The sequence below is a fragment of the Bacteroides sp. NSJ-39 genome (assembly GCF_014287315.1).
Classification (GTDB): Bacteria; Bacteroidota; Bacteroidia; order Bacteroidales; family Bacteroidaceae; genus Bacteroides; species Bacteroides finegoldii.
Genome location: NZ_JACOOB010000002.1, coordinates 377,253 through 399,408, shown reverse-complemented (window position 1 = coordinate 399,408; position 22,156 = coordinate 377,253). Strand labels below are relative to the sequence as shown.

At 41.8% G+C, this 22,156-nt stretch carries 13 protein-coding genes; 6 read left to right on the top strand and 7 right to left on the bottom strand.

Annotation, left to right across the window (positions count from 1 at the left end; translation table 11 throughout):
• Window positions 1-5: 5 nt before the first annotated feature.
• The 3 genes from H8S63_RS04440 to H8S63_RS04430 all read right to left on the bottom strand — a co-directional run bounded on the left by H8S63_RS04440 (window position 6) and on the right by H8S63_RS04430 (window position 7,473).
• Entirely contained in the window at window positions 6-1,253 is a 1,248-nt protein-coding gene (locus H8S63_RS04440) for a SusE domain-containing protein (RefSeq protein WP_186925826.1), read from the bottom strand.
• 18 nt (window positions 1,254-1,271) lie between these two features.
• Window positions 1,272-3,245: a LamG domain-containing protein gene (locus H8S63_RS04435; RefSeq protein WP_186925825.1), complete on the bottom strand. Its 1,974-nt coding sequence runs from the start codon at window positions 3,243-3,245 to the stop codon at window positions 1,272-1,274.
• A 187-nt stretch (window positions 3,246-3,432) separates the two neighbouring features.
• A complete protein-coding gene (locus tag H8S63_RS04430; protein WP_004304948.1) occupies window positions 3,433-7,473 on the bottom strand; it encodes a response regulator in 4,041 nt (1,346 codons plus the stop codon).
• Window positions 7,474-7,683: 210 nt separating this feature from the next.
• On the opposite strand from H8S63_RS04430, the gene H8S63_RS04425 reads away from it, so the two are divergent.
• The 5 genes from H8S63_RS04425 to H8S63_RS04405 all read left to right on the top strand — a co-directional run bounded on the left by H8S63_RS04425 (window position 7,684) and on the right by H8S63_RS04405 (window position 15,341).
• Window positions 7,684-9,966 carry a GH92 family glycosyl hydrolase gene (locus H8S63_RS04425; RefSeq protein ID WP_120067066.1) on the top strand — a complete coding sequence of 761 codons (2,283 nt, stop codon included), beginning with the start codon at window positions 7,684-7,686 and terminating at the stop codon, window positions 9,964-9,966.
• 53 nt (window positions 9,967-10,019) lie between these two features.
• The gene (locus H8S63_RS04420) at window positions 10,020-10,970 is read left to right on the top strand and encodes an endonuclease/exonuclease/phosphatase family protein (RefSeq protein WP_118407158.1); all 951 of its coding nucleotides are present in this window, start codon (window positions 10,020-10,022) and stop codon (window positions 10,968-10,970) included.
• A gap of 52 nt (window positions 10,971-11,022) precedes the next feature.
• Window positions 11,023-12,180, top strand: coding sequence for a glycoside hydrolase family 76 protein (locus tag H8S63_RS04415; RefSeq protein WP_370527601.1), 1,158 nt, complete (start codon window positions 11,023-11,025; stop codon window positions 12,178-12,180).
• 59 nt (window positions 12,181-12,239) lie between these two features.
• Entirely contained in the window at window positions 12,240-13,685 is a 1,446-nt protein-coding gene (locus tag H8S63_RS04410; RefSeq protein ID WP_117684357.1) for a glycoside hydrolase family 125 protein, read from the top strand.
• 495 nt (window positions 13,686-14,180) lie between these two features.
• Window positions 14,181-15,341: a glycoside hydrolase family 130 protein gene (locus H8S63_RS04405; RefSeq protein ID WP_182423462.1), complete on the top strand. Its 1,161-nt coding sequence runs from the start codon at window positions 14,181-14,183 to the stop codon at window positions 15,339-15,341.
• A 302-nt stretch (window positions 15,342-15,643) separates the two neighbouring features.
• Here the strand turns inward: H8S63_RS04405 and H8S63_RS04400 are convergent, their stop codons facing one another.
• The 4 genes from H8S63_RS04400 to H8S63_RS04385 all read right to left on the bottom strand — a co-directional run bounded on the left by H8S63_RS04400 (window position 15,644) and on the right by H8S63_RS04385 (window position 20,168).
• Window positions 15,644-17,914 (bottom strand): GH92 family glycosyl hydrolase, encoded by a 2,271-nt coding sequence (locus H8S63_RS04400; RefSeq protein WP_186925824.1) that lies wholly within the window; start codon window positions 17,912-17,914, stop codon window positions 15,644-15,646.
• Window positions 17,915-18,133: 219 nt separating this feature from the next.
• Window positions 18,134-18,805 carry an RluA family pseudouridine synthase gene (locus H8S63_RS04395; protein ID WP_004299905.1) on the bottom strand — a complete coding sequence of 224 codons (672 nt, stop codon included), beginning with the start codon at window positions 18,803-18,805 and terminating at the stop codon, window positions 18,134-18,136.
• 9 nt (window positions 18,806-18,814) lie between these two features.
• Window positions 18,815-19,561, bottom strand: coding sequence for a 3-oxoacyl-[acyl-carrier-protein] reductase (gene fabG, locus H8S63_RS04390; protein ID WP_004299904.1), 747 nt, complete (start codon window positions 19,559-19,561; stop codon window positions 18,815-18,817).
• A gap of 16 nt (window positions 19,562-19,577) precedes the next feature.
• A complete protein-coding gene (locus H8S63_RS04385) occupies window positions 19,578-20,168 on the bottom strand; it encodes a TetR/AcrR family transcriptional regulator (protein WP_004299903.1) in 591 nt (196 codons plus the stop codon).
• 179 nt (window positions 20,169-20,347) lie between these two features.
• On the opposite strand from H8S63_RS04385, the gene H8S63_RS04380 reads away from it, so the two are divergent.
• Window positions 20,348-22,141 (top strand): site-specific integrase, encoded by a 1,794-nt coding sequence (locus H8S63_RS04380; RefSeq protein ID WP_004321018.1) that lies wholly within the window; start codon window positions 20,348-20,350, stop codon window positions 22,139-22,141.
• The last annotated feature ends 15 nt before the right edge of the window (window positions 22,142-22,156 follow it).

The following is a 22,156-nucleotide window of genomic DNA, read 5'->3' as shown; positions in this document are numbered from 1 at the left end:
CAGTTTTAATCTTCATTCGTTTCCGAAGCTACCCAACGGTGGGTGTACGTTCCAAACTCTGCATTGAAATAAAGGGTTACATCGGTTTTCACCGTAGCATAATATACATTTCCCTGTATAGCACCCCACTGCAGTAATTCGTCGCAGAAACGGAAACTATAATCCCAGGCATCAGTACCCAATGCTAATTGATATAGATTATAATAACTCTTATCGGTATCTAAATTAGGCTGTCCCTTATCTCTTTCCTTATGTCCCCAACGGTAAGTCGTTCCGTTGATCTCCATCTTAAAGCTATGACGGGTTTCACCGCTTCCTGCCCAATCCTCTTTTTGCTTACGTGCTGTATAATTCTTCACGCCCCATTTGCCATATCCCAGATAGTCGAAGTTTTGTCTGTACCCTCCAGACTGGTTATAAAGATATACGGCTCCTATCTCATCATAACTGATGGTTTGTTCACCCATATTGATAGTAATACGATAAATACCCGATTGAGGGACAGTCACCGTATATTCTTCACCATCGTTACGTTCACGCAGCACTCCATTATCGTCTACATAATAATAACACTTACGACCTTCGACAGTAGACATAAAGACAAACGGCTGGTTGGCTTTCAACTGAGTGAAAGTCTGATAGATTCCTTCATTCTGACGGAGCATTTGTTGTGCTTCCGCTTCATCACCATCATCTTCCGTACCCACACCCGTGATGTAAACCGGGTCATTTTCAGCAGGCATATCATCGATGCCATCCATCATGAAGATCACGAAATAGCCTTCCAGACTACTAAGAGCCTGATCCAATCCGCAATAAGCACGCACCTTCCAACGCAGTGTACCGTTGGTATTGCAACGGAATTTAGCCAGTTTACCTATTGTATTTGCCTGATAATGGGTCAAAGTCAACTGTGATTCCAAACCGTTATTGTCAGAAAAAATCGTTTCTACCGGTTTGGTAAAGTCTCCCCCGATCGTATCAATCAATACTTCATAACGATATACTGTATTTCCGTGTTTCTCGGTAGGCGTCCATTTCAGAACAATATCCGTCAACGAAGCACCCGAAAGTACTACCCGCTCGCCACTAGCCATTGCATCCATTGTTCTAACAGGTTCAGGCGGAACAATCGGTTCATAATCATCCGGATCAAATCCCGGATTCAGTTTATTGTCACAAGCCGTCAGTCCGATAAGAAAAAACAGCAGGGCAAATTTGATTAGTTTTTTTGTTATCATATTGTTTCTCATATTATTATATTCCTAGTTTTAGTATGAATGAGGACATTCAATTGGTTCAAAGCGGCTCTTATCTCCATTATAAGTTGCAGGAAGTTCCGCTCCCCAGGCTGGTTTATTTTCGTTTATATTTTGCAGACAAACTTGCGCATCCAGTCCGTTACCGCCATTTCCCCAGTTCTCAAAAACGGTAGTGCCTCCAATACCTTTCGAAAATACCCAATATCCCATCAAATCAGGATATTTTTCCGCATCAAGTATTTTACACATATTCGTTTTTATTTCACTTTCGTCCAAAGCTCTTTTCCACATTCGTGCCTGGTAGACTTTGCAATATCCTACCCGATATGAATCTCCGGAACGTCCTATCAACAACGCCTTATCATTTCCACCCACATCCGTCAGATTTAAAGACGAGTTGGGAGCACAATCCTCATAGGAATTATCGGCAGGAGTCAACGTTTCTCTTTCTCCGTTGATATACATTTTATACGCCTCTTTGGTGCTTGATTTCGTTCCATCATATACAATAGCGACATGATACCATTTACCCGGAGTTTTACGTCCACCCTCTGGATTATCGCAAGGAATAGTTTGCTGACTACGGAAACGAGGATCATCTTTACCATTAATTTTAGTAGCTATTTCAAAACGAGGATTCTCATTTTTATTTTCCGCGCGAAACAAGAAAACACTTTCCAAACCTATAAACGATTGCATAGCACGAGTATAAGTCGGATAGAAAACAATCTCAAAAGTAAGCTGATTCATACTTTTCACCTCCGGATGTGACTCTGCATACTTTTTAATATCAATTTTGAAACATACATCATGTTCCAAACGATAACATACCGGATTCACATAGACTGGTAAGGTTAACTTCTGACCTGCTGCATCGGATAGCTCTAATGTTGTAGTCCCGAGCTTCTTTCCTGTCAGTTTTAACTTCGTAGTTCCGTCTTCCGTAACCAATTCAGCTGTTTTCAAATAGACTTTATTGTCCTCAGTAAGCTGTGCTAACTTATAATCGCCATTTCCTCTAGCGATAGCAATTTCAGTAGATGCTTCATAACCACCTATAATTAAAGAAGTGGCATCATTTTCCAGTTTAAGGTTATATGGATTCACTTTCACCGCAATCTCCTCCACAGAACCTTTCTGGTCTGTCACAATCACTTTCACATCACCTCTAGCTTTGGGTTTCAAGGTAATCAGGTTCTCTTTTTCAGTAGCTTCCACAATCGTTGCATCCGTAATAGGCTCGCCGTCTCCCACCTGATAAGTGAAACTATATCCGCCATTACCTCTCTCAATAGAGATATATTGAGATTCGGCATCCGGTTCGGCAAAAGTGGCTTCATTACTTTTCAGTGTCAGATCCACGATGTTCACTACCACAGGAATAGTGATTGTCTTACCTTTCTTATCTGTTATCGTAATATTTACCGGATCGGCTCCAGTCTCGAACTTGGCAGTCAACGGAATAACTTGTCCGGATAGTTCACCCACTTCCAAAAACTTATCAGCACCTTCCGGTATGGAAATCTGATAATCTCCGTTACCGGTCAAAATCTTCACCAGTCTCTTTTCACCGATAAAAAGGTTAAAACCTTCTTCCGGTGCATCTACCGTCAAATTCCAGAGTTTTGCTACCCGAACCAGCACTCTAGCCACTTTCTTACGTCCATCTACTATTAATATAGTGGTTTCCGTACGGTTATTTTCTTCCAACTGGCTATTTTCGGTAGCTTTTATAGTCACCTTATTACCATTGATTGTAGCCGTTGCCACACTTTCATCAAATGGTTTCACATAATAATCCCCATTGCCGGAGGTGATACTCACCGTAATTTCGTCTCCTTGTAGTAGTGTCACCGAATTATTATCGACAACTAGGTCAGTTGCCGGTTTCACTTCCTGTTCTTCTTTATCATCACTGCACGAACCCATAAAAAATGGAATGGTCAATGCTGAAAGAAATAAAAAACTAAGTTTCCTTTTCATTAGATTAAAGATTAATAAATTAATACTTTTCAAGTTTATCTACTTAAAACTTCGATGAGACAAAGATAAAATCACTAAACTCTACCAAAAGAAAATTAACTATCCTTTTTTACCTTTTGGCACGGATATTTACTATATTAACACGGATATTTACTTCTTCTTTTTCTTTAAAAATTCCCGCCACAGGCTACTGCTGAACCTCTTCCAAATGTTTCATCCGAAACTCTTTTGGCGTGCACTCATACTTTTCACGGAACACCTTAAAGAAAGTAACTTTGTTCGAGAATCCCGAATCGAATACAATTTCATCAATCGTCTTTTTAGTGGTCAGCAATAAATCTTTCGCTATGTGCAAACGACATTCCTTAATCAGATCGGTCGGGCTATCCTCTCCTATCTCTTCCATCTTCCGATAAAGACTCCGGGGACTGATTGCCAGCCGATCGGCGATATAACGTGGAGTCAAATCTTTGTTCGTTATATTATCATTGATAATCTTCAAAACCGACTGTAGGAACTTCTTCGACTCTTTATGCGTCAACTTCCCGTCCGACTTTTCAAAAGAACTGATCGGCGAACTGAAATAATTTTTCAACACCTCTTTCCGTTCTATCACCTGACAGACAGAAATACGAAGATACTCCGCACTAAACGGTTTTGTGATATACATTTCCGCACCGGCAGAAAGGGCTTCCATCTGTTGTTCCATCTCGTGTCGTCCGGAAACCACAATAATAGGAATATGCGCCGTCTCTTTCACCGATTTAATCCGCCTGGTCAGTTCAATGCCACCCATTCCCGGCATCATGACATCACAGATAATCACATTCGGATAAACCTCATTCATCACCTGATCCAGCCGTTCAGGGTCTTGCAAGGTTACCACATTGAAGTCAGCCGAGAAGATTTCTCCAATAAACCATAGCATTTCGATTTCATCATCGACAACCAAAAGCGTAGGACGCATCTTATCAAACTCATACTGGGGAAGTTTCAGTATCGATTGAGTATCTATCTTAGGGATGTATTCCGCTGTGAGCCGCTTGGTTTCCACCACTCCGGTAGTCAGTTCCACGACCGGCAAGGTTAGTGTAAACATCACCCATCCGTCAGGAGTATTTTCCACTTTCAACGTACCATTCAGCAACTTTGCCATATTATAAGAGATGGCTAGCCCCAGTCCGTTCCGTGAAAAGTTCTTTTCATCCTGATTCTCGAAATTATCCAAAATGGCATACCGATTAAAAATATACTGAAAATCCTTTTCCTTGATGGTACTTCCTTCATTCGCTACACGAAGAGTCAGCATGTTTTCCCCGCTCGTATCCACTTCAATCTTGATACTTTGTCCGTCGGGAGTATATTTAAAGGCATTAGAAATCAGATTAATAATAATCGTATTCAGAAACCCTTTGTCCGAGTTCCACATCACCTGCTCGGGTATCTTGCTCAAGAAAGTGATGTTTCTGGATTTAGCCATTTCAACAAACGTTTTGGCTATTCCTTTCACAATGGAAGACACATTCAATGATTCAACCCGCACTTCCCTGTTTCCCGTTTCAATCCGACGAAATTCGATCAACTCATGAATCAGGTTGTTGAGACGCTCCGCATTCGTCTGAATCATCTGTACGTAGTCCACGACAAATTTACTAAGTCCCTTCGATGAAAGGATTCGTCCGCAAGGACCATAAATCAAAGTCAGCGGAGTACAAAATTCATGTGCGATATTAGTAAAGAAACGAAGTTTGGACTCAAAGACATTCTTTTGATGGCGTTTCTCTATCTCGTTCAGCAATTCCTGCTTTTTACGTTTGGAGCGCAGGATAAAGGAACGTATCAGCAAGGCTGCCAGTAAAAGCAGACACAGGGCATAAATCAAATAAGCCCACCAGGAAGCATACCACGGATCACCTATACGAATCACCAGAGAATAGACATCACTCTCTTTATCAAAGACACTATTGTAATATTTCACCAGTAAGGTATATTCGCCGGGAGCCATATTCGTAAAAGAGACTCCGCTTTCCGAACCATTGTTTACCCATTGGTCACTCAATCCTTTTAGTTTATAGAAATAGGTACAGTTATTACCATTCAGATAATCCACAGAGGCAAATGAAACAGAAAAGAAATTCTGGTCATACTGCAAATTCAAGACTTCAGTTTCTTTTTTCCGGGTGAGAAATTCGCCCAGATTGTATTGTTCACCGAAGATAGACAGCTTATCAAAATAAACAGGAGGCATATAAAGCTGCTCCGGACGGCCATCCGCCCGGATAGCTACGACTCCATTGATTCCGCCAAAGAACAGAGTACCAGTCTGGGAATCCCGAAAAGCGGCTCCGTCACTAAACTCTACCACCTTTAAACCATCTCCAAAACCGTATGAACGAAAGACATTCCTTTTCGTATCGAAATTGATTAATCCAAGATTGGTGCTCAACCAGAAGTCGTCGGACGAGTTTCTAAGAATTGCATGAATGGTATTATTCAGGAAACCATTCTTGGCATTGAAGAGCTGATAAGAGGTTTCCGATGTGTACTTTATCAATCCGTAGCTCGTTCCGAAAAGATAGTTATTGCTGCTGTCTTTACTGATAGCGAGAATATTATTCAGGGTCATGTTTTCGTATTTGTGAGTAGACACCGGTTCCAGGCCATTCGTCGTTTCGTTATAGCGGAATACCCCATATCCTTTATTGCCAAACAACAGGTTGGCTTCATTCTCCGCATAAATAGTAAAGAAATAGTTCGATCCCAGTTCGCCGTCATTGATGATGTAACGTTGCGCATCCACAATCACCGGATTGTCCGATGTTCCGGCAATACGAGCTTTCACCACTCCCATGCCAACACTCGCCAGCCACAGTTCGGAATCTGCTGTTTCGTAAATGTCATGGATGTATTTGAAATCTTCGTTACCGATCCGTATTGGTATACTCTTGATACGTTTTTCCCGATATGAATAATAAGTTAATCCTTCTTCGTCTCCTATCCAAAGCAAATTCCGGTGGCTCTTGGCAAAACAATAAACGGCATTACTACTCAAAGCACTATTAGAGGTAGTCAACACCTCTGCCCGACAGTCGGAGATGTTTTTATCGAATTCGTAATCATAGATTTTAAGAATTCCGTTTCCTTTGGTTCCCACCCAGAAAGTACATTCATCATCAAGATAGATGGCACGCACGGGGCGTTCTATTTTCTCGGTGTAATTGCTAAGCACCATTGATTTGATAGAATAAAGCGGGTTCGAATAAAGATAAACGCCCTGTCCGTCAGTACCAATCCAGACAACATCCTGAAAACGGTCTTTCTTGAGACAGAATACACCGCTGTTGATAGGTAACGACTGAATTTGATAATGATCCGTCTCCTTCTGTTTTTCCAACAGGAGAATGCCATCCATCAAAAAGCCCACAAAATAGCTGTTATGATAATGAACAATGGACGAAATTTTGCCACGTTCCTGTATTTCCTTACCCAGATTGGCAATAAATTCATTCTTCTGGGTCGGAATATGGAAAGCATAGAAATTAAATTCCTTATCTATATAATAAAGAGATTGCTCGTCATTGAAACAATAAATCAAGGAAGTCTGATAAATCAGGTTTGTTTTCTGGGGTAACAGGGTGATATCTCCCGATGCGGCTTCCTGCTGTATGTCATAACAGCGGTTGTATCCTTTCATGACTACCCACATCCGGTTGTTACCGTCGATAAAGAAGTTTACGATATCGGAAATCGGGATTCCCGTGATATTGATTTTCTTGAAGACTCCTTCTTTTTTATGATAATAATAGATGCAGTTACTATCCTGGATAATGAACAGATTGCCATGACTATCCTTATTCATAAAGAAGAGTTTCTGAAATTCATTATAGTGAGTGATTGTATTGGTTTTCCGGTTCAAACGGTTCAACCCATAGTAGGTTTGAATCCAGTAAATATCTTCGCCCGTATACACAATATTGTCAATCAGATTACCAGATAAGTAATCCTCTTTGTCACGAGTCTTAAATTCCTCAATCTCCTGTCCATCATAAATATTCAGTCCGTCGCAGGTCCCGATCCACATCAATCCACGCTCATCCTGGCACAGAGATGTAATCGAACTATTAGACATATACTCTTTATCTGCAACTTGCTTCAAATTATAAGCATAAGCGTTATGTATCAATAGATTAAGAAAAAATAATAGAATATAAACCGACTGTTTTCCCATAGTGTATTATTCTTAGATTTGCTATATGACAAAGGTAAACAAAAAAACATTCCGAGCTTTTTTTTGACCGGAATATAAGTAAATTTCCGTGCCAGAGTAGTTAATTTTAGCGACAAGAGGCGATTTAACCTCTCTATTACTAGAAGCACATTCCTTTTCTCCCTATTTTCGTCGTAGAAATTATTTTCAAATCTATAAATTCATTTGTTCATGAAAACACATTTTTCATTTAAACACTTGCTATTTCTTGGAGGTGCCGTGTTGTACAGCCTGCAATCTTCTGCCGTTAAGAATCCGGTAGACTATGTCAGCACACTGGTAGGCACTCAATCCAAGTTTGAACTGTCTACCGGAAACACGTATCCGGCTACGGCATTGCCGTGGGGAATGAATTTCTGGACACCGCAGACCGGTAAAATGGGAGACGGTTGGGCGTACACGTATGATGCCGACAAAATCCGGGGATTCAAACAAACACATCAGCCCAGTCCCTGGATGAACGACTACGGGCAGTTTGCCATCATGCCTATCACCGGCGGACTGGTATTCGATCAAGACCGACGTGCCAGTTGGTTCTCTCACAAAGCGGAAGTTGCCAAACCTTATTATTATAAGGTATACCTTGCCGACCATGATGTAACAACCGAGCTTGCTCCCACAGAGCGTGCCGTCATGTTCCGTTTCACGTATCCGGAGACAAAGAATGCCTACGTGATTGTAGACGCTTTCGACAAAGGTTCTTATGTGAAAGTGATTCCGGAAGAAAACAAGATTATCGGCTATTCAACCAAGAATAGCGGCGGTGTGCCGGAAAACTTCAAAAACTATTTCGTGATTCAATTCGACAAACCGTTCACATTCGTTTCCACAGTTTCCGAAAACAACATTCTTCCGAATGAAACAGAAGCGAAAGGAAACCACACAGGTGCGGTAATCGGATTCGCCACGAAAAAGGGAGAAATCGTACACGCACGTGTTGCTTCCTCCTTTATCAGCCCCGAACAGGCGGAGTTGAATCTCAAAGAGCTTGGCAAAAACAGTTTCGACCAACTGGTAGCGAACGGAAGAGAGATCTGGAACCGTGAAATGAGTAAGATAGAGGTGGAAGACGATAACATTGATAACCTGCGCACCTTCTATTCTTGTCTATACCGTTCCATGCTTTTTCCACGCAGTTTCTACGAGATAGACGCTAAGGGAGAAATCATGCATTACAGCCCCTATAACGGTGAAGTGCGTCCCGGCTATATGTTTACCGACACCGGTTTTTGGGACACGTTCCGTTGTCTGTTTCCTTTCCTCAACCTGATGTATCCGTCAATGAATCAAAAGATGCAGGAAGGTTTGGTAAACGCTTACAAAGAGAGCGGTTTCCTGCCGGAATGGGCCAGCCCGGGACATCGGGATTGTATGGTAGGCAACAACTCGGCTTCCGTAGTGGCCGACGCTTACATCAAAGGGTTGCGCGGGTATGATATCGAAACTCTTTGGGAAGCATTGAAACATGGAGCAAATGCACATCTTCGCGGGACTGCTTCGGGGCGTCTCGGTTACGAGTCTTACAACCAACTGGGATATGTTGCCAACAATATCGGCATAGGACAAAACGTTGCACGTACACTGGAGTATGCATATAACGACTGGGCAATTTATACATTAGGCAAGAAACTCGGTAAACCGGAGAGCGAAATCGACATTTATAAGAAACACGCGCTGAACTACCAAAATGTCTATCATCCGGAACGCAAACTGATGGTTGGCAAAGACAACAAAGGCGTATTCAATCCGAATTTCGATGCAGTGGACTGGAGCGGTGAATTTTGCGAAGGAAATAGCTGGCACTGGAGCTTCTGCGTATTCCACGACCCGCAAGGACTTATCAACCTGATGGGAGGCAAGAAAGAATTCAACGCGATGATGGATTCCGTCTTTGTCATCCCAGGTAAACTGGGAATGGAAAGCCGCGGCATGATTCACGAAATGCGTGAAATGCAAGTAATGAACATGGGGCAATATGCGCACGGCAATCAGCCTATTCAGCACATGGTATATCTCTACAACTATTCGAGCGAGCCCTGGAAAGCTCAATACTGGATACGTGAGATTATGAACAAACTATATACCGCCGGTCCCGACGGTTATTGCGGTGACGAAGACAACGGACAGACTTCCGCCTGGTATGTATTCTCCGCACTCGGTTTCTATCCGGTTTGCCCGGGAACGGATGAATATATCATAGGAACCCCGCTTTTCAAATCAGCGAAGTTACATTTGGAGAACGGAAAGACCATCACTATCAAGGCAGATAACAACCAGCTTGACAACCGCTACATCAAGGAAATGAAAGTAAACGGGAAATCACAAACCCGTAATTTCCTTACACATGACCAGCTGATTAAAGGTGCTAATATTCAATTTCAAATGAGCCCCGTGCCCAATAAACAACGGGGAACCACAGAAAAAGATGTACCTTACTCTCTTTCGTTTGAATAAAATATTGTACTTTTGGAGATCAATGAATTATCTACCAAACAAACTATAAAAACATGAAACTGAAAAACCTTTTACTAATTGCCCTTGTTGCGATCGTCTTTTGCGGTTGTCAAAGTAACTATCAGCCTACTTCTATCACCGTTGCCTCCTACAATTTGAGAAACGCCAACGGTGGCGATTCAATCAACGGAAACGGTTGGGGACAACGTTACCCGGTCATTGCCCAAATAGTGCAATACCACGATTTCGATATTTTCGGCACGCAGGAGTGCTTTATTCATCAACTGAAAGATATGAAAGAAGCATTACCCGGTTATGATTATATCGGTGTAGGCCGCGACGACGGCAAAGAGAAAGGTGAACATTCTGCTATTTTCTATCGCACAGACAAGTTTGACGTGATAGAGAAAGGTGATTTCTGGTTATCGGAAACTCCCGACGTGCCGAGCAAAGGATGGGATGCCGTGTTGCCGCGTATTTGCAGTTGGGGACACTTCAAATGCAAGGATACCGGCTTCGAATTCCTTTTCTTCAACCTGCACATGGACCATATCGGCAAGAAAGCACGCGTGGAAAGTGCGTTCCTCGTACAGGACAAGATGAAAGAACTTGGCAAAGACAAAGAGCTTCCAGCTATCCTGACGGGAGACTTCAATGTCGACCAGACCCACCAGTCTTATGATGCTTTTGTGAGCAAAGGGGTGTTGTGCGACTCTTACGAGAAGGCCGGCTTCCGCTATGCTATCAACGGCACGTTCAACGACTTCGACCCGAACAGCTTTACGGAAAGCCGTATCGACCATGTATTCGTTTCTCCGTCTTTCCATGTGAAAAGATATGGTGTGCTGACGGATACTTACCGCAGCATCGTAGGCAAGGGAGAAAAGAAGCAGGCGAACGATTGCCCGGAAGAAATCGACATCAAGGCTTATCAGGCGCGCACTCCTTCAGACCATTTCCCCGTAAAGGTGGAACTGGAGTTCGACCAGCGTCAGCAGAAATAATCTTTGTATCTAATTATAACCTGAAAGTTTCACCACACAACCCGATATTCCTATGAGAAATATATGTTTTGTAGCCTGTATGTTATTTTGCCTTACCTCCGCAGTGGGAAAGACACCGGGAAATACCCGTTATCTTTCTATTGCCGACTCAATTCTATCTAATGTATTGAATCTCTATCAGACGAATGACGGACTACTAACAGAAACGTATCCTGTCAATCCCGACCAAAAAATTACTTATCTGGCGGGCGGAACGCAGCAGAACGGAATGCTGAAGGCTTCTTTTCTATGGCCGTATTCCGGGATGATGTCGGGTTGTGTGGCTTTATACAAAGCGACCGGAAACAAGAAGTACAAAAAGATTCTCGAGAAAAGAATTCTACCGGGAATGGAGCAGTATTGGGATAACAGTCGCTTGCCGGCCTGTTATCAGTCATACCCCACCAAGTACGGGCAGCACGGACGTTATTATGACGATAACATCTGGATTGCACTGGACTATTGCGATTATTACCAACTGACTCACAAGCCTGCATCTTTGGAAAAAGCCGTTGCATTGTATCAATATATCTACAGTGGATGGAGCGACGAGATGGGTGGTGGTATTTTTTGGTGTGAACAGCAGAAGGAAGCGAAGCATACTTGTTCCAATGCACCGTCTACTGTGCTCGGTGTCAAGTTGTACCGGCTGACGAAGGATGCCAAATACCTCGAAAAAGCAAAAGAGACGTATGCCTGGACGAAAAAGCATCTATGCGACCCTACCGACCATCTTTACTGGGATAACATCAACCTGAAAGGGAAAGTTTCCAAAGAGAAGTACGCCTACAACAGTGGACAGATGATTCAGGCGGGTGTATTACTCTATGAGGAAACAGGAGATGAACAGTATTTGCGCGATGCACGGCAAACAGCCGCAGGAACAGATGCCTTTTTCCGCACAAAAGCCGATAAGAAAGATCCGACTGTCAAAGTGCATAAAGACATGGCCTGGTTTAACGTAATCTTATTCAGAGGACTGAAAGCTCTGTATAAGATTGACAAGAATCCGGCGTATGTCAATGCGATGGTGGAGAATGCGCTTCACGCCTGGGAAAACTACCGGGATGAAAACGGATTATTAGGCAGGGATTGGTCGGGACACAACAAGGAGCAGTATAAATGGCTGCTCGACAATGCCTGTCTGATTGAATTCTTTGCAGAGATTTAACACTTCTTCTCCGCAACACTTTCATAATCAATACTAATCAACAAAAAAAGACTATTACCATGAATATAACTAAAGCCTTTTGTTTGTCCATAGCACTCTTGGGTGCTAGCAATATGCAGGCTATAACGAACAGTGATTTTGTCATCCAACAAGATAATACCCAAATCAACAACTATCAGACGAACCGTCCGGAAGCATCGAAACGTCTGTTTGTCTCGCAAGCTGTGGAACAACAGATTGCGCATATCAAGCAACTGCTGACGAATGTCCGCTTGGCATGGATGTTCGAAAACTGTTTCCCGAACACACTGGATACTACTGTTCATTTTGACGGTAAAGATGATACGTTTGTTTATACGGGTGACATTCACGCCATGTGGTTGCGCGATTCGGGTGCACAAGTATGGCCTTACGTGCAACTTGCCAACAAAGACGCGAAACTGAAAAAAATGCTGGCCGGCGTTATCAAACGTCAGTTCAAGTGTATCAATATCGACCCGTATGCCAATGCTTTCAACATGAATTCCGAAGGCGGCGAATGGATGAGCGACCTTACGGACATGAAGCCCGAACTGCACGAACGTAAATGGGAAATCGACTCGCTCTGTTATCCTATCCGTCTCGCTTATCATTACTGGAAGACGACGGGAGACGCCAGTATATTCTCCGACGAATGGCTTACAGCCATCGCCAAGGTTTTGAAAACGTTTAAGGAACAGCAACGAAAAGAAGATCCGAAAGGTCCTTATCGTTTCCAACGCAAAACGGAACGTGCACTCGATACGATGACCAACGACGGCTGGGGTAATCCTGTAAAGCCGGTCGGACTGATTGCTTCTGCTTTCCGTCCTTCGGATGATGCTACAACTTTCCAGTTCCTCGTTCCGTCCAACTTCTTTGCTGTAACTTCATTGCGCAAAGCTGCCGAGATTCTGAATACAGTCAACAAGAAACCTGATTTAGCTAAAGAATGTACTACACTGTCGAACGAAGTGGAAGCAGCCCTGAAAAAGTATGCGGTTTACAATCATCCGAAATATGGCAAAATCTATGCTTTCGAAGTAGATGGTTTCGGCAACCAACTGTTAATGGATGATGCCAATGTGCCGAGTCTCATTGCCCTGCCTTATCTTGGAGATGTGAAAGTGAACGATCCTATTTATCAGAATACCCGTAAGTTTGTATGGAGCGAAGATAATCCTTACTTCTTCAAAGGTACTGCCGGCGAAGGAATTGGCGGTCCGCACATCGGATATGACATGATTTGGCCCATGAGTATTATGATGAAAGCATTCACCAGTCAAAACGACGCAGAAATCAAGACCTGCATCAAAATGCTGATGGATACGGATGCCGGAACAGGGTTCATGCATGAATCTTTCCACAAGAACGACCCGAAAAACTTTACTCGTTCCTGGTTTGCATGGCAAAATACGCTGTTCGGAGAACTAATCCTAAAACTCGTGAATGAAGGAAAGGTAGACTTGCTGAATAGTATCCAATAGTCTTCTATTATGTTTTTATTGTATTCCCGCTTATGAGATAACTGTTTCTAACCTTGAAGCTTACGCTTCCAAAGTAGTTTCAAGGTTGAAGAACTTTAGTTTCAGGCCTTTGAAACCACAGTTTCAAGTAAGAGAAACTAGAGTTTCTCACCGATGAAACTAAAGTTTCCCGCTGACGAAACAAAAGTTTCAAGCAATAGAACTTTTAGTTTCAAGTACTGAAGCTCTCTCTTCCGTAATAGTCTGATAATCCTTGAATACCGCTCCGGATAGAGAAATAAGTACCCACATAGCAGAGAAACAATAAAATCCTTGCTTTCAACAAAGTGACAGCAAAGTTGTCGTCACCTTGCCGTCACATCATGCTGTCACACTGCAGTATATTTATAATCAATCATTTATACCCAATCAGGTGACAGATGACAGCATTTTATTTATTTTCCAATTTATATGTAGGGAGTATATGACTCCTAAAAAATAAATGACCCATATAATATGAACAATATGAAATCAACTTTTTTATTCCTACTTACTACAACCATGATGACCTGTACTGCCTACGGACAGTCTTCCAATCATAAAGAGAACAAATTACCCGATTGGGCTTTCGGTGGTTTCGAACGTCCAAAGAATGTCAATCCGGTAATATCTCCTATAGAAAACACTAAGTTTTACTGTCCATTGACCAAAGATTCTATTGCGTGGGAATCGAACGATACATTCAATCCGGCTGCTACACTCTACAATGGTGAGATTGTCGTGTTATACCGTGCAGAGGATAAATCAGGTGTCGGTATCGGACACCGGACTTCCCGCCTCGGTTATGCCACTTCTACCGACGGCACACATTTCCAACGGGAAAAGACTCCTGTATTCTATCCGGATAATGATTCACAAAAAGAGTTGGAATGGCCCGGCGGCTGCGAAGACCCACGAATTGCCGTAACCGATGACGGATTATATGTAATGATGTACACCCAATGGAATCGCCATGTACCTCGCCTGGCAGTAGCGACCTCCCGCAACCTAAAAGACTGGACAAAACACGGTCCTGCTTTTGCCAAAGCATTTGATGGAAAGTTCTTCAACCTGGGTTGTAAGTCCGGCTCTATCCTGACCGAAGTTGTTAAAGGGAAACAGGTTATCAAGAAAGTCAACGGGAAATACTTTATGTACTGGGGAGAGGAGCATGTATTCGCAGCTACTTCCGATGACTTAATCCACTGGACACCGATTGTCAACATTGACGGTTCCCTAAAAAAGCTGTTTTCTCCCCGTGACGGCTACTTCGACAGCCATCTCACCGAATGTGGGCCTCCGGCTATCTACACTCCGAAAGGAATTGTCCTTCTTTATAATGGTAAGAACCATTCAGGAAGAGGTGACAAACGCTATACCGCCAATGTCTATGCTGCCGGACAAGCACTCTTCGACGCCAATGATCCTACCCGCTTTATCACCCGTCTCGATGAACCGTTCTTCCGTCCGATGGATAGCTTTGAAAAGAGCGGGCAATATGTGGATGGAACCGTATTTATAGAAGGAATGGTCTACTTCAAAAACAAATGGTATTTGTATTATGGTTGTGCTGACTCCAAAGTAGGAGTAGCCGTTTATGATCCGAAACGACCGGCAAAATCTGATCCGCTTCCATAGTTATAAAAATACTCTTGATTACATTCTTTTTTAAAGGAAAGATGTAATCAGGACTAACTTATTTCTTAAAACTATATTCCCAAAAACGGCTGAAAACAGTAAGTTCTTGTTAAGGATTTGCTTTTCAGCCGTTTCTAGTATAAAATAAAGCTTTCCGAAGCAGAATTAAATGCTACAATCGGAAAGCCTTATAATACCCTATTGAAAACTGAATTGAATATTGAGAACCAGCTTTATTCTTTCATTGTCGGAGGCTTCTTCCTCCTTTCAACAATTAGCTGTCTTTTATAAGTAAGCCATCTTTATCCATTTATCTTATTCAAAACAACCGGTCTGTTTGCCGGAGCCTTACCAAAATTCTTATTAGGCTTTTTCCCCATTACAAACTTCAATGTGCTGCCATTTATTATATCCTGATAAGTGATATAACTCTTATCATAAGGCTTGCCATTCAAATACACTTTCTGGATATAGATATTTTCTTTGCTGTTATTGGGTGCTTCTACAGTAAAAGTGTTACCACCACGTACCTTCACTTCTACTTTCTTAAAACAAGGGCTACCGAAAACAAATACACCATCCGACGGGTTCACCTGATAGAGTCCCATAGATGAAAGAAGATACCAGGCAGACATTTGGCCACAATCCTCATTACCGATGATACCGTCCGGCTGGTCTGTGTAAAAATCGCTCATGATAAAACGAACCTTTTCCGCCGTTTTCCATTGTTCACCGGCATACGCATAAAGATAAGCAACATGATGGCTCGGTTCATTTCCATGTGCATATTGTCCGATCAATCCGGTTATGTCGCTCGATGCTCCTTCCCCCATACTGTCGGTATTGGTAAAGAAACCATCAAGCCTCGTTGTAAAAGGTTTGTCACCTCCAAACAAGGCAATCAGCCCATAGGGGTCTTGTGGAGCAAAGAAAGTATATTGCCATCCGTTTCCTTCACAGAAATCTCCAACAGTATGGATGGAACGTGCCGGATCGTAAGGAGTACGCCAAGAGCCGTCTTCCAGTTTCGGACGAATGAAATGGATAAAAGAATCAAAATAGTTCTTGTAATAATGAGCACGTTTTGAGAATGTTTCAGCATCTTCTGTCTTTCCCATCTTACGTGCCATAGCGGCAATTCCCCAGTCGTCCACTGCATACTCCATGGCTATGGAAGTAGCTTCATGAACTTTGTCGGCAGGGATATAGCCTTTTTTGACTACATAAGGTACTCCTTTCTGCTTTTCATAAGTAGCTGTAGCTATCATTGCTTGCAATGCTTCTTCCGCATCGAACCCGGTAAATCCTTTCAGATATGCATCGGCAATCACCGGCACGGAGCTATACCCCGGCATCTGATCGGTCTCTCCACTCATCAAAGGCCAGATAGGGAGTTTATCCTGCTGGCGATAAATGGAAATCATCGAATTGACTACATAGTCTACCATTTCAGGTTGAGTGATAGTCATCAGAGGATTTAATGCGCGATAGGTATCCCATAAAGAAAGAGTAGTATAATTGGCTTTCTTCGCATCTGTGTAGATCATATCATTCATTCCTCTATACTCTCCATTCACATCGCAAAAAAGTGTAGGGGCAATCATGGTATGATAATGTGCAGTATAGAACACACGTTTGGAAGCCTCATCATCCGTCTCTACTGTCATTTTCTCCAATTGTTTGTTCCATCGGTCGGCACTCATATCCACTACCTTATCAAAATCCCAGTGAGTAAGTTCGGATTGCAGGTTCATCGCTGCGTTGTCACAGCTGACAGAAGAAAGGGCGACTTTTATCTTCACTTCCTTCACGTTACCAAAAGTGAGGACACTCTTCACCGATGCCACTTTCAGTTGGTCCCAAGGTTGCGGGGTATTATCATCATAGGCAGTAAACTGCTCTATCTTCTTATCACTTTTCAACACAAAATAAACTTTGCGGGAAGGACTCCAGCCTCTCACATAACGATAACCCTCTACTGTATAATCATCTACCTTACGGATATAGCTGTCGTAAGCATTCGATCCGTTTCCTTCACGTAAGTCGATTAATATGGAAGCCGGTTTTCCTTCAGGATAAGTATAACGATGGAAGCCTACACGATCTGTAGCTGTCAGCTCGGCTTTGATATTGTAACGGTCGAGAAGCAAAGAGTAATATTCGGGACGGGCGATTTCATTCGCATGAGAATATCTGGAAGCATACCCATCACGTATATCATCCTGATTGCCTCTGGGAGTACGGATCTCATTCAATGGCATGATGAGAATATCACATAAGTCAGTACAGCCCGTACCGCTCAAATGGGTATGTGAAAAGCCAATTAAAATACTATCGGAATAATGATAACCCGAGCACCAGTCCCAACCTTTATGGATATTAGTAGGACCCAGCTGTACCATTCCATACGGAACACTCGTCCCAACAAAGACGTGTCCATGATAACCGGATCCGATATACGGATCGACGTACTGCAATAATCCTTCACTTTTTAAATAGTTCTGTTGCGCTACTCCATTTCCCGCTGCAAGCAAGACACAAGAAGTAAGTGCAAGTAGTTTAAATGCCTTCATTCGTATTTTTCTTTGGTATGATTGAAAATTATAGTTAGCGAATGATGCAAATATACTACCTATTTAGGAATTAACTAACTGTCGCTAGAGTTTACAAGAAAAATGGCAGGCAGGTTTACTCTTTTGGCAAGTTCCAACCACAGATTTACACGGTTTTCCACAGAAAGACTGCGTACCGTCTACTAAATAACATAATAAATGAATCTGTGGAAATCCGTGTTAATCTATGGCGAATCCTTTCCATAAATTCCCTTCGGGAAGAGGAGCTTCAAGCTCTATCAGTTCTTTTGAGACAGGATGTATGAACCGTACTCTCCGGGCATGCAGACAAATGCTCCCATCCGGATTGGAGCGTGGAGAGCCATATTTCAAATCTCCCTTGATAGGGCATCCCATTTTTGCCAGCTGACAACGAATCTGATGATGACGTCCGGTTTTTAAATCGACTTCGAGCAAATAGTAATTCTCCGAATGACCGATCAACCGGTAATGCAAGATCGCTTTCTTGCTGTTCGGCACTTCTTTGTCGTATGCATAACTTTTGTTCTGCTTTTCATTACGTACAAGAAAATGTACCAGTTCACCTTCCGGTTCTTGCGGAGCATTTTTCACAACCGCCCAATAAGTCTTTTTCACCTCACTAGTGCGAAACATTTCGTTGAGCCTTGTTAATGCCTTACTCGTTTTGGCAAAAATAACAAGACCGCTTACGGGGCGGTCCAGCCGGTGTGTCACACCGAGGAAAACATTTCCGGGTTTCTGATACTTCTCTTTCAGATACTGTTTCACAGTCTCCGAAAGCGGCGTATCCCCCGTCTTGTCTGCCTGGACAATCTCGGAAGCGGTCTTGTTGACTACAATGATATGGTTGTCTTCGTATACAACAGTCATTCTGTTCGATTACATATTCATACCACCATCTACCTGAATCACCTGACCTGATACATAAGAAGACATATCAGAAGCCAGGAAGGTAGCGATGTTTGCCACATCTTCAGGAGTACCACCACGACGCAAAGGAATTTTCTTTGCCCATTCAGCTCTTACTTCGTCAGAAAGAGCAGCTGTCATGTCTGTCAGGATGAATCCCGGAGCGATAGCGTTGGCACGGATGCCGCGAGAGCCCAACTCTTGTGCGATAGACTTAGCCAATGCAATCATACCTGCTTTGGAAGCAGCATAGTTAGCCTGTCCTGCATTTCCGTGAACACCTACAACAGAGGCCATATTGATAATGCTACCAGCTTTTTGACGCATCATGATAGGTGTACAAGCATGGATGAAGTTAAATGCAGACTTCAGGTTCACGTTGATTACCATATCCCATTGCTGTTCGCTCATGCGCATCATCAAACCGTCACGAGTGATACCGGCATTGTTTACCAATATATCGATCCGTCCGAAGTCCTTGTGGATTTCTTCAACGACCTTTGCAGTATCTTCAAAGTTAGCCGCGTTAGAAGCGTAACCTTTGGCTTTCACGCCCATTGCTTCCAATTCTTTAGCTGTATTTTCTGCATTTTCGTCAATGACAAGGTCAGTAAATGCGATGTTTGCACCTTCGGCAGCAAACTTAAGAGCGATAGCCTTACCAATACCGCGAGCAGCACCGGTCACAATGGCTGTTTTTCCGTCTAATAATCCCATACTAAAAGTTATTTAATTAAATTTCTGTTCTATGCAGTGCGCCAAACACAATGTTGGACACATATCTATTTCTTGTATCTTCATCCAGATGTGCACCTATATGGCCTCGAATATAAGGAACTTCAATTCCTTTCACACAATAATGTATCAAGTCGGCAGTCATCTCCACATCGTCAATATGGAAAACTCCTTTTGCCTGTCCTTCCAGAAGAACAGCTTTAAAGAGCTGGACTTCCTTTGCATCAAACTTCTTGCGAACTTTTTCCACCCGCCATATATCACGAAAGAAATAAGCACGCAGTGTTCCGTTTCGATAGACGACCTCTTTTACTGCGTCCAACCGGGTATATATCATCTCCAACAATTTCTCGTCCGGTGAGATATTTTTCTCGGCCACCCGCTTCATCATATCCGACAGAATATCCAATTCCGATTCCACAACAGCCAAATAAATTTCATCCTTACTTTTAAAATAAGTATAGAGCGTTCGTCTACCTTTTTTAGAAGCAAGAGCGATATCATTCATAGTTGTGTTTTCTACTCCCATCTTCGCAAAAAGCTGACGGGCTACATCTACTAATTTGGCTTTTGTCTTGGATACGGTCATAGGTTACAAATTGCACATTGCTGAATATTTTGAGCAAAAGTAATTCTTTTCTTGGAAATGCACAAATTGTTTGCAGGCATATTTGTAACAGGTTGGAAATAAGTTGCAATTACAGAGAATAACCTTTCAAGAACACAAATTAAGAACAGAATTTAAGAACCAGTTTTAAGAACAAAGTTATGGGAAGGCAAATTTTCATTAACCAAATGCAATGCAATTTCAATTTAAGACAACCCAAAGCAAATAAACCAACCAATATATATTTGGTTGTATATCTCAATAACAAACAAGTAAAGCTCTCAACGGGAGTTAAAGTATATCCAGAACACTGGAATATAAGAAAACAACAAGCGTATGTCAACGCACGTTTGTCAAAATTAGATAACAATAATAATACTATAGCTAATGATAGATTATCAGAGCTAAAAGATATGTTCTTAGAATTTAAGCATTATCTTTGTGAACACCCTACTGATATTGAAAATAGTATAACCATATTAAGAACACGCATATATAAAAATACAATGACTACAGAAATTAAGAAGAAGTCAGCAACGACTGTAATGAAAGAAATTATAGATGCTAAACAGGCAGCATCTAGTACTAAAGAACAACAAAAATTAAATGTTGGCAAATTTGAGAGGTATCTAAAAGAAAATAATATCTCTGACACTTGGGAATCCATGAATTTAAACACCTTTGAGAGCTATCAAAAATATTTAGTTGATAATGGAAGAGGTAGTGTAACAATAAGGAATATCATTCAGAATACTCTATTTCCGTTATTGAAGAAAGTTAGTAAAAGAGTGGATATTCCCTTCACGTGGTATGATAGCAACTTGAACAGCTTTGAATTTGTAAAAGATGAATCTAATAAAGAGCTAGCCAGTAATAAAAAAGTCACATTAACAGAAGAACAACTAAAACAATTATATGATTACCCAATAACAGGAACAGAATTACAAGTAAGAAAACGTACTGAAATAAGAGATTTATTCGTACTGCAATGTTTAGTTGGTCAGCGTGTTGGAGATATGCAGAAATTCTTCAATGGCGATAACGAAAAAGATGAAGAGGAAGATACAATATCTATAATACAGCAAAAGACAAAAGCAAGAGCTATAATACCATTAACCCCATTGGCAAAAGAAATCATATCTAAATATCAAAACACCGAACTGAAATATTATAAACCAAGCAACTCCAATCTAAATGCAGAGTTAAGAATAATTGCAGAAGAAGCAGGTTTAAATATTCCAATCACTTTTGAAGATAAGGATGGCAAACAAGTAAAACCTTTATTTGAATTAGTCCATACCCATACGGCTAGACATACATTCATTACTATAATGTGTAGAAGGGATATTCCTAAAGAAACCATAATAATAGCAACAGGACATGAAGATACAAAGATGATTGATAAAGTATATTCCCATTTAAGCAATAAGGATAAAGCCCAAAAGGTATCTACCGCTTTTAAGAAAAAATTAGATGGTGATATTTTTAGTATGGGCAAGGTGGAGACAAATTCTCTTAATGAAGCGAAGCCTACGAACGATGCAACTAATAATATCACCTTCGATACTTTGCTAGACACTCAATTTTTTGCGTCTAAAATCAATAAAGCTGTTGAACTACAATCACAGGTAGGTCACTTGAAGGATGGGAAACTGTGTAGCTATGACAATGAAATCACGTCTCTTATAAGCGAGATAGAAAAATTCTCCCAATCTTCCACTTCTGATTCTGATGTGGCAAAACAATATGTGAAACAGTTATCTGTCTGGAAGCTGTCAGACTTACATGACTGTTTTAGAGAAATGATTATCAAGTGTGTTAAGATTGGTATCAGTAAGGATGCAATTATGCAGTTTATCAATAAAGCACTGGAAATAGGCTTGTTGGATAAGGAAAGATTCACCAATATAAAAGAAATCACTACAGCCTTATTGGATAAAAGGAATCAGGGCTGACAAGCTTTTTTGGAA

Excerpts from the sequence above, each read along its gene's own strand:
- H8S63_RS04440 (WP_186925826.1), bottom strand. The coding sequence starts at position 1,253 with ATGAGAAACAATATGATAACAAAAAAACTAATCAAATTTGCCCTGCTG.
- H8S63_RS04435 (WP_186925825.1), bottom strand. The coding sequence starts at position 3,245 with ATGAAAAGGAAACTTAGTTTTTTATTTCTTTCAGCATTGACCATTCCA.
- H8S63_RS04430 (WP_004304948.1), bottom strand. The coding sequence starts at position 7,473 with ATGGGAAAACAGTCGGTTTATATTCTATTATTTTTTCTTAATCTATTG.
- H8S63_RS04425 (WP_120067066.1), top strand. The coding sequence starts at position 7,684 with ATGAAAACACATTTTTCATTTAAACACTTGCTATTTCTTGGAGGTGCC.
- H8S63_RS04420 (WP_118407158.1), top strand. The coding sequence starts at position 10,020 with ATGAAACTGAAAAACCTTTTACTAATTGCCCTTGTTGCGATCGTCTTT.
- H8S63_RS04415 (WP_370527601.1), top strand. The coding sequence starts at position 11,023 with ATGAGAAATATATGTTTTGTAGCCTGTATGTTATTTTGCCTTACCTCC.
- H8S63_RS04410 (WP_117684357.1), top strand. The coding sequence starts at position 12,240 with ATGAATATAACTAAAGCCTTTTGTTTGTCCATAGCACTCTTGGGTGCT.
- H8S63_RS04405 (WP_182423462.1), top strand. The coding sequence starts at position 14,181 with ATGAACAATATGAAATCAACTTTTTTATTCCTACTTACTACAACCATG.
- H8S63_RS04400 (WP_186925824.1), bottom strand. The coding sequence starts at position 17,914 with ATGAAGGCATTTAAACTACTTGCACTTACTTCTTGTGTCTTGCTTGCA.
- H8S63_RS04395 (WP_004299905.1), bottom strand. The coding sequence starts at position 18,805 with ATGACTGTTGTATACGAAGACAACCATATCATTGTAGTCAACAAGACC.
- fabG (WP_004299904.1), bottom strand. The coding sequence starts at position 19,561 with ATGGGATTATTAGACGGAAAAACAGCCATTGTGACCGGTGCTGCTCGC.
- H8S63_RS04385 (WP_004299903.1), bottom strand. The coding sequence starts at position 20,168 with ATGACCGTATCCAAGACAAAAGCCAAATTAGTAGATGTAGCCCGTCAG.
- H8S63_RS04380 (WP_004321018.1), top strand. The coding sequence starts at position 20,348 with ATGGGAAGGCAAATTTTCATTAACCAAATGCAATGCAATTTCAATTTA.